Genomic DNA, 15,352 nt, shown 5'->3' on the forward strand with positions numbered 1-15,352 from the left:
TCGTATTTTACGATTTTGGCTCACCAACCACTCACCTAATCAACCCAATCCAACCACTCACTTACACGTAACCAAATCATTGGCCGAAATAAAAGTCGACTTTACCGGCTGCGAGAAAAACAGCGAGGCGTGATGATCAAAATCGGCGGTATCATCTGTGGTAGTAAAAAACTGGTTGGTGCCGTTTTTACTGAGCCTGGCCTCCATTTCGGGGTGGCGTTGCAGGTAATCGACCAGGCTTCTGGCTACAATATCGCCCTGGGCTATCACTTTAACATGGGCAGGCAACAAGGCCTCAATTTTATCCTGAATAATGGGATAGTGCGTACAGGCTAATAAAATGGTATCAATTGCCGGCGACTGTCCCATCACTTCATCAAGATATAGCTTTACAAAATAATCGGCACCAGGCTGATCATACTCGCCATTCTCTATCAGCGGTACCCAAAGCGGGCAGGCCTGCTGGTAAACTTTTACATCCGGAAAAAAATTTTGGATCTCGATAAGGTATGAGCCCGACTGTACCGTCCCTTTGGTGCCCAGTACCCCTATTTGTTTGCTTTTGGTATAATTACCAATAATTTCGGCAGTAGGCCTTATAACGCCTAATACGCGTTTTGTAGGGTCGGCGTTTTTTAAATCCTGCTGCTGAATTGTACGCAGCGCTTTAGCTGATGCTGTATTGCAGGCCAGCACTACCAGCGGGCAACCCTGTGCAAACATCCATTGCACACACTCCCAGGTATACTCATGAATGGTTTTAAAAGAGCGGTTGCCATAAGGCGCGCGCGCGTTATCGCCCAGGTAAAGATAATCGTAACCCGGCAGCTGGCCGATGATTGATTTAAAAACCGTAAGGCCCCCAAAGCCCGAATCAAAAATACCTATAGGTTGATTGTGCATATACAAACATAAAAAAAGCGCCCCGTAGTACGGAGCGCTTTTTTATAAATGACTAAAGGTTGATATTATTTTAAACCTAATTTTAATTTTACGGCTGCCATCAAATCGTCAGCATCTGGCGATACCAACAGGCTAACTTGTGATGAATCCAATACATAAGCGTAACCTTTTTCTTTGGCAACAGCTTGTACTGCGGCAGTAGCTTTGTCAAAAAGCGGTTTGCCCAATTCATTCTTTTTAGCTTCAACTTTTTGCTGAGCGTCTGTTTGATAATCAGACATACGTTTTTGCATATCCTGTAACTCTGCACCTTTTTGGCTACGTATAGCATCGGTCATAGTGGCCTGGTTTTTTTGAAAATCAGTGCCTTTTGTAGTGTACTCATTGTTCATGTTGGTAAGTACATCAATAAAGGTTTTCTGGTAAGCCTGGATTTGGGCCGAAACGGTTTTGGTTTCGGGCATAGCATCAATAACCGCATTAAAATTAATATGGCCAATTTTGGTCTGCGCATTGGCAAAGCTGCCGGCAAATATCATTCCTACTGCAACTAAAGCAACTTTAAATAGTTTTTTCATTTTTCTTGTCCTGTGTTTAATAATAGTTTTGTTCTGTTCTTATTTTTATTCAAAAAATTTATTTGGCTAATACACCGGGTTTAAGCCCTAATTTGGTTATCACCTCTGCACTTTTATCAAACCTTGGGTTTGCGTACAGCATAATTACCTCACTGTTTTTATCAAAAATGATATCTAAATCATTGCTTTCGGCTACAGCCTGTACAGCTTTAGATACTCTATCCTGAATTGGTTTAACCAACGAGGTACTTTTTTGTGAAAGCTCGCCATCAGGTCCGAATTTTTGACGCTGAAAATCCTTGGCTGCTTTTTCCTTATCTACAATTTCGGCCTCGCGGCGTTTCTTCATATCAGCTGTCATCAGCACCTGGTCGGCCTGGTAGGCTTTATATAAACGGTCAATTTCCTGGAAACGGCCATCAACCTCTTTTTGCCATTGATCAGACAAAGCGGCCAGTTGTTTTTGCGATGACGCGTATTCGGGCATATGTTTCAATATATAATCCGAATCTACATATGCAACACGTTGCGCATATGCCCCTGCAAATGCAGTTAACGTTAAAAAGGCTACTAAAATTATCTTTTTCATATATCGCGGTGCAAATTAATTAAATCCGCCGGATAAACTCTGAGAAATTGTAAAATGGAACTGCCCCCTGTTTGCATCAGGCGCACCCGGTATTTTATCAAATCCATAGCCATAATCTAATCCAAGCAAGCCAAATATAGGTAAAAATATCCTTGCACCCACACCTACAGAGCGACGTACGTTAAACGGATTGAACTGGCTAAAATTGTTCCAAACGTTTCCACCCTCGGCAAATGCTAACAAAAATATGGTTGCCGACTGGCTGGCGATAACCGGATGGCGCAGCTCCATGGTGTACTTATTATAGATGGTACTACCTGTATTAGTGTTTTGATTTTCATTTGATCCTTCTGGCACAATTGAGAAGTTTTGATAACCCCTTAAGCCGATGATCTCGCTACCCTGTAAAAACTGGTAGCTCTGCATACCATCGCCGCCTAATTTAAAGCGCTCAAACGGTGAAGGGCCCACTTCTTTATTATACATACCCAGGAAACCAAACCTTACCTGGCTCATCAGCACAAATTTACCCACAATTTTGTTGAACCATTGCGCGTCGTATTTGAATTTATAGTACTCTACAAAGTGGTAACGCTCCTGCGGGGTAGCTACTTTATAGTTCACGTTGTTAAACATGGAATACGGAGGCGTAGCCTGTACCGTAAATTTAATGTTTGAACCCTGTGTAGGGAATATAGGCGCGTCAATAGAGTTACGTGTTAATTCCTGTGTTAATTTGATGTTGAACGATGTACCATTGCTAAACAGGTAACCGGTATAGTTATCCAGGTTATAGTGGTCAAAGTTTAATGAGTAGTTAAGCTGGAAATAGTTATCAGGCCATTTTAAACGTTTACCCAAAGTAATACCAACACCGTTAATACGCAGGTTATTGTAGTAAGGGCTTGTTTTTGCATAATACTGGCCTGTTGAACTACCTTGCGTATAGGCCGATAAAGCAAAGTAAATTGGTTTTTTACCGCCCAACCATGGCTCACTGAATGTGAACGAGAAGTTTTGATAGGTACGGCCGCTTGACTGGCCTCTTAAGCTTAGCTTTTGTCCATCGCCTTTTGGTAGCGGCTTGTAGGCTTTAAGATTAAAGATATTACGTAACGAGAAGTTGTTGAAAGTAAGCCCCAGTGTACCCACCAGTTGCCCGCCGCCAAAACCGCCCGAAAGTTCGATTTGGTCTGAAGGTTTTTCAACTACGTTGTAAACAATATCTACAGTACCATCCTGCGGATTGATGTTGGTTGGCTTAGGCTCTGTCTTCTGCTCGTCAAAATTACCCAGCTGGCCAATTTCACGCGCACTACGGATCAATAACTCTTTGTTGAATTTTTGGCCTGGCTTGGTTTGGATTTCGCGCAACACAACCTTATCGTTGGTTACATCATTACCTTTAAGGCTTACACGGTTAATGGTGTACTGCGGGCCTTCGTAGATACGAATATCCAGGTCGACAGTATCATTATAAACCCTTGTTTGTACCGGGTCGGCGTTGAAAGTTAAATAACCATCATTCAGGTAAAGCGATGAAACGTCGTCATTACTTGGTGTTGGGCCGCTTAAGCGTTTGTTTAACTCATCTTCGCTAAACACATCGCCTTTTTTAATGTGCAGGATCCTTTCCAGTATATCAGCCGGATACTTGGCATTACCGCTCCACTGTACTTTACCAAAATAGTATTTAGGGCCTTCGTAAACTTTTATCTTTACATTAACTGTTTGGTCGTCGTGTTTCCAAACAGAATCGCTTACCAATTCAGCGTCCCGATAACCCTTGGCCTGCATTTTTTCGATAAGATTTAACTTATCCTCTTCGTATTTATCCTGTTTAAATTTCTTCGATCCAAAAACATTATACCAACGCCGTTTGCGGGTTTTGCTTAAATAACCGCGCAAATCACCTTGCGAAAAGGCTTTGTTCCCCTCAAAAGTAACGTCGTTTATTTTAACTTTCGTTTTCTTATCAATTTTAACATCCAATATCACACTATTAGCATCTCCCGGATCTTTACGCTGGGTCATGGTTACGGTGGTATTTAAAAATCCTTTTTCGTTAAAATGTTTTTTGATAATGGCCGATGTTGTGCTCAGTAAATTTTCGTTTACTATTTTACCGGTTTTATCGGTCAGCTTTTTCTGAACGTCTTCTATTTCGCCTTTACGGATACCAGTAATATGCAGGCGCGACAAACGTGGCCGCTCTACAACAACAATCTCCAGGTAAACGGTATCCATGTTAATTTTGGTGATATTTAACTGTACATCGTCAAATAAACCCTGCTCGTATAATTTCTTTATTACCTCGGCATTACGCTCGCCCGGCAGGTTAATACGATCACCTTTGGTTAGTTTAGATAACAATATCAGGTTGTCTTTATCAAGGTATTTTACGCCACTTACACTAATACCACCAATAATATAATCGCGCGGATTGAGGTAACTTAAACTATCGGCCGGTATCTGTTTGGTGAGCTGTGGCCTTGGCGCATTTGAAACCTGGGCCAGTGCAGCAGTACCAAAAACAGTGAAAAGAATAGCAAAAAGAAATTTATACATTCGAATATTTTAGTGGGCTAAAATTAATTTATACAGTTGTTAAAATTTGTTAAAAGAAAAAATTTAGTTAACCTGCTCACTGGTCTTACCAAAACGGCGTTCGCGTTTTTGATAATCAAGTATAGCTTCGTACAAATCTTCCTTCCTGAAATCGGGCCACAGCTTGGTTGTAAAATACAATTCGGCATAGGCAATTTGCCATAATAAATAGTTGCTTATCCTATACTCGCCGCCGGTACGTATCAATAGTTCGGGGTCGGGCATATCATTGGTAAATAAGTTGCGTTCAAAAACAGCTTCGTCAATATCTTCAATCTCCAGTTCGCCGCTTTTTACCTGCGCTGCTATATTTTTGGCAGCATGTAAAATTTCGCGCCTCGAGCCGTAGCTTAAAGCCAGTGTAAGAATCACTCCGGTGTTATCCTTTGTGGTTTCCATGGCGTTGTTAAGTTCTTTTAAACATTTGGAGGGCAGCAGATCCAGATCGCCAATGGCATTAAGCTTAATGTTGTTTTTCATAAAGCCGGCTATCTCTTTATGGATGGTGCTTACCATCAACTCCATAATGGCCATTACCTCAAACTTAGGGCGGTTCCAGTTTTCAGATGAGAAGGTATATAGTGTGATATATTTTACACCCAGTTTATCGCATCCTTCAACAACATCCCTTACAGATATTACACCATTGTGATGACCAAATACGCGTAATTTGCCTTTTTCTTTGGCCCAGCGCCCATTGCCATCCATAATGATAGCTACGTGCTTAGGTAGTTTCAACAAATCAATCTGATCCAAATATTCCATATTGCTCATTATCAAAAGCCGGTGTTATGGCTATAAAAAAGACATGCTTGTTTTAAATGTCGTCAATGCTATGTCTAATAAATATTTGTTTTTTAGACTAATCCGCTTTTACTAAATCAGCCGTCAACAGCCATAGTTAAATGCCACGTTGCCGGTTTTTTCAGGGTACAAAGGTAAAACTTACTTTGTATTTTTTTAGTATGCCGCAATAAAAGAAAATGTTATTGTAAATAATGTTAATAAATGTCATAAAAAACACATAAATGGCATTTTATGCCGCTGTTTATTTTCATTTATAAATCAACAAAACGCAAAAAAGGGCATCAACGATCAGTTAAATGGTCGTGATGCCCGTCAAAAGTATATGTGTAAGGTTAGGTGGAATTACTTGAATATCATTTTAATAAATACCTTTTTGCTTTAAGGCATCTATATCGGGTGTGGCAATATCAACAATAGAATATCTGTCTGTTTTGGTGATGGTAAGTTCGTCCAACGTACTCACCAAACTGCTGTAAACAGAATGGTTACTGGGTTTAACTAAAACAATCATGTCTTTACCATATTTATCATGGATCATTTTATTGGTTTCGATAAGCGCTCTTCGCAAGCCGTTGTGTCCAAAGCCTGCCACCGTGGGCGCTATTACAGGATTCTTAAGTTCGCCCAGGTAATACACAACCTTATCATTTTTTCCAAGGCAAATGGTAAGGCTTCGGCTGGCGGGTACAGGCACGTCTATCTCGCCTACCGGCATGGCTAAATCCATTGCCTTTGGCTTGGCCAGTGTTGTGGTCATAATAAAAAAGGTAATGAGCAGGAAAGCCAGGTCGACCATTGCGGTAAGATCAACCCTGAGGTTTTGTTTTTTGCGCCCGCGGGCTGCGCCTGATTTTTGGGGAGAAGCAGTTAATTCGGCCATGACATTATAGATTAAGGTTAAAAATAAAAGCAGTATTAAATACTGATTTTAATATCAAAACGAACTATAAGATCATTTATTGCAACAATAACAGAATTTAATTTGTTAAATTCTGTTAAATTAAAATTTAATTCTGAAAATAACAGCGCCTGGTAACAAAGGTATACGAGATGGTAAGCCCAACTATAAAATAACTGTCGCGTGGCTTAAGGTCGCCGCGCTGGGTACCGGCCGAGCCAATGTAGATGCCGGCTTTCTCGCCCGACCGATCAGATAATGCCCGGGCGACACCTGTTAATTTACTTTTATCGGCATACATACCGCTTACATCATCAAGGTAGTCGGTAAAGGTGTAGCGGTAGCCCATATCTGCCGCCAGGCTAAACTTGCCGCCGATATTGTATTTTATGCCTATCCCGTACGGAATTACTATCGTATTATCGCCATACTGGGTTTTCTGGCCTTCGGTTTTCAATTGCCTGAGCGATCCGGCACTGCCGTTATAAACCGTACGCGGGTCATAAGCAGTGATGCCTACACCTGCGTATATAAAAGGCGTAAATTTATTAGGCCCGGCATCTGGTATATATTTCAGGAAATTAAACTCGCCGATAACGGCAAGCTCCATCACCCCATCGGTAAAACTCAGGTTACGATCTCGAAATTGCTGACTGGAGGATGTACTGTCGGCCGCGCCAAATTTTGCATAGCTAAAGTTTAGTTTTGCCGAAAAGTAACCATCAAAATTGCGTTTAACATATAAGCCTGCAGATGCCCCGCTTACTTTAACCGGATTATCGGGGTTTAAATCGCCAATATAACCTGCCCCGCCAACAGAGCCGCCTACCTCCCAGGTTTGGGCCTGTACATGATAAGAAAATATGAAGAGGAATGCAAAAAGTACAAATTTGGGCATCAAGCAAAATTAATAATTACGGGCATCCAATCCCCATAATAGTTTGTTTCTTAACGTGGTTAAGTAACTTTCATTATTTAACCTGATTAAATTTAGCTGGAAGTTTGCTTTTTGCACCAGGAATTTCATGGTTTCGTCCATAACAGCCATCCGCGAATCGCACGATACCAGGTATTTGGAGCTGCGGGTTTCCACCTCGAAACACAGCTTACTGTTATCGGGCAATATAATTGGCCGCACATTCAGGTTATGCGGCGATACCGGGGTAACCACAATACTGTTTGATTGCGGGAATATGATAGGCCCGCCGCAGCTTAACGAATAAGCGGTTGAACCGGTCGATGTTGATATAATCAATCCATCGCCCCAATAGGAGTTTAAAAACTCGTCGTTTAAAAACACATGGGTGATAATCATTGCCGCATCATCGCGTTTATGGATGGTTACATCATTAAGCGCGAAGTTATCATTGCCAAACACATTGGTTTTTGAATCGATGCTGAGCAGTTCGCGGCAATCCAGCGTAAACTCCCTGTTTACCACGGCGTGTATAGCCGCGTTAATGTCGCTTTTATTTACACTTGCCAAAAAGCCCAGCCTGCCAAAATTGATACCGATGACTGGGATGCCGGAGTCGCGGATAACGGTTACCATATCCAGCAAGGTGCCGTCGCCCCCAAGGGTTATAAAAATATCTATGAAACCCTTTAATGAGTCGGTGGCTTGCAGTATGTTATATTTTACCCCGTTTATTTTATCCTGCAAATACTCATGAAGCTGGTAGTGCACATAAATATCTACATTGTGCAGCGCCAGGTTATCAAATACCTGCTGTATATAAGGTATAACCGAAGGTTCATTAAATGGCCTGCCGTAAACTGCTATCTTCATGCTTTACATTTTGGGTGGTGAATTTGTTCATGGTTCATAGATCATGGTTCATGGTCGGTTTTCAAATGATATCATGTTATACCAATAACTTTCTGCTATGAACCATGAACTATGAACTTTTTACTATGATCCATGAACCAGTTAACCAATGAACGATCAAAGATTGAGATAATTCATGAGCGAATCATACCGGTCGCGGGCGTTATCGTTGTTGTCGGTATGGTTAAAGGTTGCTTTAATATCATACTCATAACGGAGGAATGTGGCTACAATGGTTGATATATCCTGCTTGTTTATTTTTAACGTTACCTCCATCCGGGTTGAATCGGGGAAGGTTTGTACATATGAACTTAGCACCTGGGCATTATCCGATTCGACAATTTGCGACATGTGTGCCAGGGAATTATTTTTATTATTGATTTCGAGTACGATAATACCACCTGGCTGCGATACCGCTGTGATTTTAGCAAAATATTCGGTAATGGCATTTATAGATATCATGCCCAGGTAATTATGCTTGGCATCAAGCACGGGCACTATGGTAAGCTGGCGTTCATAAAACAGGCGGATAACATCATAAATATGCTGATCTTCCAGCACATAAGGATTAACCAACGATAATGCCAATGCGCCAACAGGCACCTGGTTATCACTTTCGTTAACCATATCGTCCTCGGATATAAGGCCCAGAAACTGCTCTTCGTTTACAATTGGCAAATGGCGCACACGAAACTCCACCATACGGTCATAAACCTTCTGTATCGGGTCAGAAGTGTGTACCGGTGGTATCGCGTTAGCTATCAACTCAATTGCAACCATGTTTACTTATCCTTTATTTTCTCTAAAAAAGCGCCCAGCAACACGTTAAACTCTTCCGGCCGCTCCATCATAGGGGCATGGCCACATTTATCAAGCCAGTGCAACTCGGCATTGGGTAATAATTCGTTAAATTCCACCGCTACCTCGGGCGGGGTTATTTTATCGTCCTTGCCCCATATTAAACAAACCGGCATTTGCATTTTATGAAGGTCTTTTTTCATATTATGCCTGATAGCCGATTTTGCCATAGCCAGTAACCTTATAACGCTATGCCTGTCGTTTACTAACTTGTATACGTCATTAACCAGCTCATCTGTTGCAATAGCAGGGTCATAAAATGTATATTGTACCTTTTCTCTTACAAAATCAATACTCTCGCGTCTCGGGAACGACCCCCCAAAGGCGTTTTCATATAAACCCGAGCTGCCGGTTAGCACCATGGCCTTTATATTTTCGGGATGAGCCAAAACATATACCAAAGCCACGTGCCCGCCAAGCGAGTTACCAAGCACCGTAATATTACTTAGTTTTTTAAACTTGATAAACTTATGCACAAATTTCGACAGGCTTTTAACACCTGTAGTAATAAGCGGCATATCATAAATAGGCAATATAGGTATTAATACGCGGTATTTTGATTTAAATTGATTAACCACGCCATCCCAATTGCTCAACGAACCCATTAAACCGTGCAGTAGTAACAGCACCTCGCCTTCGCCCTCATCGATGTAACTAAAACCGTGTTCCTCTTTAAGCACGAAATCCATATAAATAATTAGTATTAATTTTCAATTAACTATACCAAAACCCGTTTTAGTATATAAAATGTGTTAATCCGCTGTAAAATTAGTTTACTGCGAACGAGTTGCAACAATTATAGCAATAATTTATTAATGTAGATGTTAACGTTATATTGATTAACCGTTACTATCCTAATAATTGGCGTACAACTTCTGATATAGTTTTGCCATCGGCCTGGCCCGCAAGCTCCTTATTGGCCATACCCATAACGCGGCCTAAATCTTTTGTTGATGTGGCACCTATACGGCCTATCAATTCTTCTAAGTAGCCTTCAATTTCAAAACGGGTCATTTGCTGCGGTAAATAAGGTTCAATTACGCGCATTTCTTCCATCTCAATCTCGTACAAATCTTCGCGGTTTTGCGTACGGTAAATATCTGCCGACTCTTTACGCTGTTTAATCAGTTTTTGCAGCACTTTAATTTCAGCCTCTTCGGTAAGTTCCTCGGCGGCGCCTTTTTCAGTTTTGGCTAATAACAAGGCCGATTTTATAGCCCGCAGCCCCCTTAAACGATCTGGCTGTTTGGCCAGCATAGCCAGCTTTATATCCTGGTCTATTTGTGTGATTAGTGACATTATTTAATTAATGAATTATTGAGTTAGTGAATTATTGAATTTTGATGTGCAGCCTGGTTAGATGTGCAGATTTCAGCTTTCAAATGTGTTTCCAGATGTGCAGATTTCAGATGTGCAAATGTGCAGATTAATATTTATATGATTGGATGATTAAGTCGCTGAGCGTAATCTGAACATTTTCAAATCTTCAAATCCTCAAATTTTCAAATCAATTAATCATCTGCACATCTGAAATCTGCATATCTGCACATTATTTCCGGAATATATTCCCGGCCGTGGCTTGTGCTGTTGGCATAATTACCAGGTCGTTGATGTTTACATGGGGCGGGCGCGATGCTACAAACCAAATGGTTTCGGCAATATCCTGTGCTACCAGGGGTTCAAAGCCATCATACACTTTTTTGGCCCTTTCCTTATCCCCTTTAAAGCGCACTTCCGAAAACTCGGTTTCTACGGCGCCGGGATGCACTGCTGTAACCCTGATGCCGTGAGGCAGCAAATCAATACGCATCCCTTTGTTTAAAGCATCAACGGCATGTTTGGTAGCGCAATATACGTTTCCGTTAAGATAAACCTCTTTGCCCGCTATCGAGCCTAAATTAATGATATGGCCTTTACCGTTTTCAATCATCCAGTTTGATACGATGCGGCTTACATATAATAAACCTTTAACATTGGTATCAATCATGGTTTCCCAGTCATCAATATTACCGTTTTGTATCGGATCGAGTCCCTGGCTTAGCCCGGCATTATTAATCAATACATCAACATTTTTCCATTGGGCGGGTATGCCATCAAGGTTTTCCTGCACCTGGGCACGGTCGCTCACATCAAATGACGATATGGCTATCTCCGTATCATATTTTTTATTTAAATGACCGGCCAGTTTCTCCAGTCTTTCCAGTCTGCGGCCGGTAAGTACCAGACTATATCCTTCGCGGGCAAATACGTGTGCGCATGCCTCGCCTATGCCCGATGTTGCGCCTGTGATTAATGCAATTTTACTCATAATAGAAGTATAACTATGAGTGCGAAATTATGTTTTTTACTTTGGATTATTGTCGTGTGTGGGTAAGGATAGTTTTGGGAGGGAAAGCTGCAAAACGCACCCGACGAGGCTACGGACTCTTCGCTTCGCAGAAAAATAAAACAATAAAAGGCGTGGTCAATTCCCGCTGATCAGCAATGATTATAAAACAGAAATCCGCTTGATAACCGATTCGGTACCGGCTACTACACGTACAAAGTAAAAGCCGCGGGTAAGCTTGTTGTTAATCTGATAGTTAATATTATGGTCGCCGCCCTCAACACGCTGGTTAAATACGGTGGTAATATCGTTGCCCAAAACATCCATTATTTTAACGGTAACATTGGTGTTACGGCTAATTGTGTATTTGAGGTTAAGCTGATCAGTTACCGGGTTGGGATATAATTGCACATCATTTAACAATTTATCATCGGGCCGGGATACATTTACTTTTATGGTTGATGTTACCGCAGGCTTTAACGGCGGCAGCGCCAGGTGAAGCCCGTTTTTTAAATAGGAAGGTTTACCGCCCTTAGTTTTGGTTACGTGGTATACGGTGTCACTTTTAAATTTGTTAGCATCGGCTTTTTGAGGAGACCTGATCCCTTTGGCAAATGCAAAATTCATAAAAATTGCTATCGCAATTAATACGGACCACGCATAAGTGTAAGTAAAAGGGTAAGTAATTTTTCGCCTCATTTTTAAGTTTCCGTACAAAAGTATAAATAATGCCCTCACGGCCTAAGTAATTGACGTTTTTGTTAATATTTTTAACAAAATTTAACAATGAGGACTGTTTTTATAGTATAGACTGATTAATTGGTTATACGTTTAATGCTAATTTATGTTTGTATGGATTATTGTTTTTTTTACATTTATTAAAACTAACCAAAAGACGGCTCTTTTACAGCTTGTTTAACTTTATTTTTTATTATTTATATCAATACATGTCATTGGTTTTCAATTAATTCATTTATATTAACTAATTGCTTGTAAAATTTACGTTATTTATAAAAAACCTTCTAATTCTTCATGAACTCTTAATAATTTGACTTTGAAATGTAAAAAATTAATATTTTTGCCGTCTCAAACTAACACATAGTGTCAAATCATAAAGATCTGCAAAAACTGTCGGCAGCCGGCCTGCTCATCAGTTTAGGAATAATTTACGGTGATATTGGTACCTCGCCATTATACGTATTTAAGGCCATTGTTGGTACCAACCACATTTCAGAAACATTAATACTGGGAGGTGTTTCCCTTATTTTTTGGACTTTAACGCTTCAAACCACCCTGAAATATGTGGTAATAACGTTACGGGCAGATAACAAGGGCGAAGGTGGCATTTTCTCGCTGTTTTCATTAGTACGCCGTAAAGCCAAATGGCTGATAGTGCCTGCGGTGATAGGCGGCTGCGCACTGCTTGCCGATGGTATTATTACCCCACCCATTACTATTTCGTCGGCTATTGAGGGTTTACAAACGTATTACCCCAATTTGCCAACCGTAAAAATTGTTATAGCCATTATTACAGCGCTGTTTATTATACAGCAGTTTGGCACATCGTTGGTTGGTAAGGCATTTGGGCCAATAATGTTTATCTGGTTTACTATGATGGGCGTACTTGGTATCTCCTATATAGTGCATTCGCCTGGTATAATCAGGGCGCTTAATCCTTATTATGCTTATGAATTATTAAGCTCAACCGGCAGCCACAACGCTTTTATCATATTAGGCGCCGTATTTTTGTGTACTACCGGGGCCGAGGCGTTATATTCAGACCTGGGGCACTGCGGAAAATCAAACATTCGCATCAGCTGGATTTATGTTAAGGCGTGTTTAATCTTAAACTACCTTGGCCAGGCGGTTTGGTTACTGCAAAGTAACGGATCGGTAATGGACCTTAACGTGAACAACCCCTTTTATAAAATAATGCCGGAGTGGTTTTTGATATTCGGTATCGGTATCGCTACCGTAGCTGCTATTATTGCCAGCCAGGCTTTAATATCCGGGTCGTTCACACTAATTGCCGAGGCGGTTAGGCTTAACCTGTGGCCAAAAGTAAAAATCAATTATCCATCTGAGCAAAAGGGGCAATTATATGTGCCCAGCGTTAACTGGCTGCTTTGGGCCGGCTGTTTAGGTGTGGTGCTAATATTCCGCCATTCGGATAAAATGGAGGCGGCTTATGGTTTAAGTATCACCGTAGCCATGTTGATGACCACAATACTGGTATCAAAATTCCTGAAACGTAAAAAAGTGCCAAACTACATCATCAATACATTTTTGGCAATTTACCTGGTTATTGAAGGCACCTTCCTTACAGGTAACCTGGTTAAGTTTTTGCATGGCGGCTGGTTTACACTTTCGATAGGCTTTTTATTGTTCACAGTGATGTGGACATGGCATACTGCCCGTAAGATCAGGAACCGGTATGTTAAATTTGTTGGAATTGATGATTATTACAACATCATTAACGAGTTAAGCGCCGATGAAAGCGTGCCCAAATATGCATCACAGCTGGTGTATTTAACCAGCGCCAACTTCAATTCTGAAATTGAGTCAAAAATTGTTTACTCAATTTTACAAAAGCAACCCAAACGGGCCGATGTATACTGGCTGGTTCACGTTGATGTAGTGGACGAACCTTACAAACGCGAATACGAAGTAGACTTTTTGATCCCTAACAAACTGATCCGTATCGATTTTAAACTGGGTTTTAGGGTTGAGCAGCAAATTAACCTGTTGTTCCGTAGAGTGGTTGAAGACCTGGTGAAAAAAGGCGAAGTTGATATCACCAGTCATTACAAATCATTGAATAAGCATAAAATTGTTGGCGATTTTAGGTTTGTGGTTATCGAGAAAATTTTCTCCCGTTCGCATAGCTTATCATTTTATGAGCGCTTTATCATGGATTTTTATGTTTACCTGAAACATTTAAGCCTTTCGGAAGAACGTGGCTTTGGTTTGGATTTAAGCTTTGTCACGGTGGAAAAAGTACCGTTGATGTTATCGATACCTGATGCCATTGAAATTCATAGGGTAAATTAGCTTTCACCCCGCCCTTTCCAAAGGAGAAGGGGCCAGATATAAGATATTTTTACGTAAGTGGAAATTAAATAAGGCCCCTCCTATTGGGGCTTTATTGTTTTACACCTTTTAAGCTGATTTGCGAAGTATTATTATCGCGAGGATACCTGGCGCACATTTTTTTAACGGCCTCCTTTAGAGCGGACATAGCGAGGCAAATAAATTCAGTATTACTACAGATTGTTTTCACATATTTACAACGCTGAAGTAATATCCTGTGAAAAAAAAATTACAATTAACCCTGTTATCCCTGCTTTTTGCCACGGGTTTATTTGCCCAGGGGGCCGATCTTAACCTGCTTAAAAGTATTAACGGGCCACCAAACGGTGCCGATAGTAAATGGAAGTTTATAAGCGATAAAGCTGTTATAGTAAACGTGGCGGCCCCTATAAGTTTAGTTGTTGCCGGCTATATTAAACACGATGACAACCTCAAAATAAGCGGTTTACAAACAGCCGCGTCATTTATTGTTGCCGGTGGTGCAACCTTCGTAGCTAAAAAGGTATTTAACCGCGAACGGCCTTTTGTTACCCATCCCGACGTAATATATGCCAAAGAATATCCAACAGACCCGTCATTCCCATCAGGACATACTGCTTTTGCGTTTTCAACGGCCACATCGTTAAGTTTGGCTATTCCTAAGTGGTACGTTATAGCGCCATCGTTTGCATTTGCCGGCGCGGTAGGCTATTCAAGAATGTACCTGGGCGTGCACTACCCCAGTGATGTTTTGGGCGGGGCAATAGTTGGCGCCGGCTCGGCATACCTTACCTGGAAGCTGCAGAAATGGATTGTGGGGAAAAAGCCTCACCCTGCCCTCTCGTGGTCGTTGCGCAACTATTGAGACTGTTATACAGACGTGAGCCTG

Annotated in this window: 15 protein-coding genes; 2 read left to right on the plus strand and 13 right to left on the minus strand. The window is 41.2% G+C overall.

Going from position 1 to position 15,352, the window contains the following annotated elements:
- Positions 1 to 57 precede the first annotated feature (57 nt).
- The 13 genes from murI to ACFGVS_RS13025 all read right to left on the minus strand — a co-directional run bounded on the left by murI (position 58) and on the right by ACFGVS_RS13025 (position 12,021).
- A complete protein-coding gene (gene murI / locus ACFGVS_RS12965; protein ID WP_439698948.1) occupies positions 58 to 903 on the minus strand; it encodes a glutamate racemase in 846 nt (281 codons plus the stop codon).
- A gap of 65 nt (positions 904 to 968) precedes the next feature.
- The gene (locus ACFGVS_RS12970) at positions 969 to 1,481 is read right to left on the minus strand and encodes an OmpH family outer membrane protein (protein ID WP_439698949.1); all 513 of its coding nucleotides are present in this window, start codon (positions 1,479 to 1,481) and stop codon (positions 969 to 971) included.
- A 58-nt stretch (positions 1,482 to 1,539) separates the two neighbouring features.
- Complete coding sequence (locus ACFGVS_RS12975) at positions 1,540 to 2,070, minus strand: OmpH family outer membrane protein (RefSeq protein WP_090651269.1); 531 nt, start codon at positions 2,068 to 2,070, stop codon at positions 1,540 to 1,542.
- A 15-nt stretch (positions 2,071 to 2,085) separates the two neighbouring features.
- The gene (gene bamA / locus ACFGVS_RS12980) at positions 2,086 to 4,638 is read right to left on the minus strand and encodes an outer membrane protein assembly factor BamA (RefSeq protein ID WP_439698950.1); all 2,553 of its coding nucleotides are present in this window, start codon (positions 4,636 to 4,638) and stop codon (positions 2,086 to 2,088) included.
- A gap of 63 nt (positions 4,639 to 4,701) precedes the next feature.
- Complete coding sequence (locus ACFGVS_RS12985) at positions 4,702 to 5,442, minus strand: isoprenyl transferase (protein ID WP_090651369.1); 741 nt, start codon at positions 5,440 to 5,442, stop codon at positions 4,702 to 4,704.
- Between the two features lie 400 nt (positions 5,443 to 5,842).
- Positions 5,843 to 6,364, minus strand: coding sequence for an ExbD/TolR family protein (locus ACFGVS_RS12990; protein ID WP_439698951.1), 522 nt, complete (start codon positions 6,362 to 6,364; stop codon positions 5,843 to 5,845).
- Positions 6,365 to 6,491: 127 nt separating this feature from the next.
- Positions 6,492 to 7,280 (minus strand): DUF6089 family protein, encoded by a 789-nt coding sequence (locus ACFGVS_RS12995; RefSeq protein ID WP_439698952.1) that lies wholly within the window; start codon positions 7,278 to 7,280, stop codon positions 6,492 to 6,494.
- Between the two features lie 9 nt (positions 7,281 to 7,289).
- Complete coding sequence (locus ACFGVS_RS13000) at positions 7,290 to 8,171, minus strand: NAD kinase (RefSeq protein ID WP_090651273.1); 882 nt, start codon at positions 8,169 to 8,171, stop codon at positions 7,290 to 7,292.
- 156 nt (positions 8,172 to 8,327) lie between these two features.
- Positions 8,328 to 8,990 (minus strand): CBS domain-containing protein, encoded by a 663-nt coding sequence (locus tag ACFGVS_RS13005; protein WP_274212049.1) that lies wholly within the window; start codon positions 8,988 to 8,990, stop codon positions 8,328 to 8,330.
- A gap of 2 nt (positions 8,991 to 8,992) precedes the next feature.
- Entirely contained in the window at positions 8,993 to 9,757 is a 765-nt protein-coding gene (locus tag ACFGVS_RS13010; RefSeq protein WP_090651275.1) for an alpha/beta fold hydrolase, read from the minus strand.
- 160 nt (positions 9,758 to 9,917) lie between these two features.
- Positions 9,918 to 10,367: a GatB/YqeY domain-containing protein gene (locus ACFGVS_RS13015; RefSeq protein ID WP_090651276.1), complete on the minus strand. Its 450-nt coding sequence runs from the start codon at positions 10,365 to 10,367 to the stop codon at positions 9,918 to 9,920.
- A 250-nt stretch (positions 10,368 to 10,617) separates the two neighbouring features.
- Positions 10,618 to 11,376, minus strand: coding sequence for an SDR family oxidoreductase (locus tag ACFGVS_RS13020; protein WP_274212047.1), 759 nt, complete (start codon positions 11,374 to 11,376; stop codon positions 10,618 to 10,620).
- A 180-nt stretch (positions 11,377 to 11,556) separates the two neighbouring features.
- Positions 11,557 to 12,021, minus strand: a complete 465-nt coding sequence (locus ACFGVS_RS13025) for a T9SS type A sorting domain-containing protein (RefSeq protein WP_439698953.1) — start codon at positions 12,019 to 12,021, stop codon at positions 11,557 to 11,559.
- Between the two features lie 474 nt (positions 12,022 to 12,495).
- Here ACFGVS_RS13025 and ACFGVS_RS13030 point away from each other — a divergent pair, with 474 nt between their 5' ends.
- Both ACFGVS_RS13030 and ACFGVS_RS13035 read left to right on the plus strand, forming a co-directional pair.
- A complete protein-coding gene (locus tag ACFGVS_RS13030; protein WP_090651279.1) occupies positions 12,496 to 14,445 on the plus strand; it encodes a KUP/HAK/KT family potassium transporter in 1,950 nt (649 codons plus the stop codon).
- A 256-nt stretch (positions 14,446 to 14,701) separates the two neighbouring features.
- Positions 14,702 to 15,328 (plus strand): phosphatase PAP2 family protein, encoded by a 627-nt coding sequence (locus ACFGVS_RS13035; RefSeq protein ID WP_439698954.1) that lies wholly within the window; start codon positions 14,702 to 14,704, stop codon positions 15,326 to 15,328.
- Positions 15,329 to 15,352 lie beyond the last annotated feature (24 nt).

The sequence above is a fragment of the Mucilaginibacter sediminis genome, from assembly GCF_051903035.1.
Lineage (GTDB): Bacteria > Bacteroidota > Bacteroidia > Sphingobacteriales > Sphingobacteriaceae > Mucilaginibacter.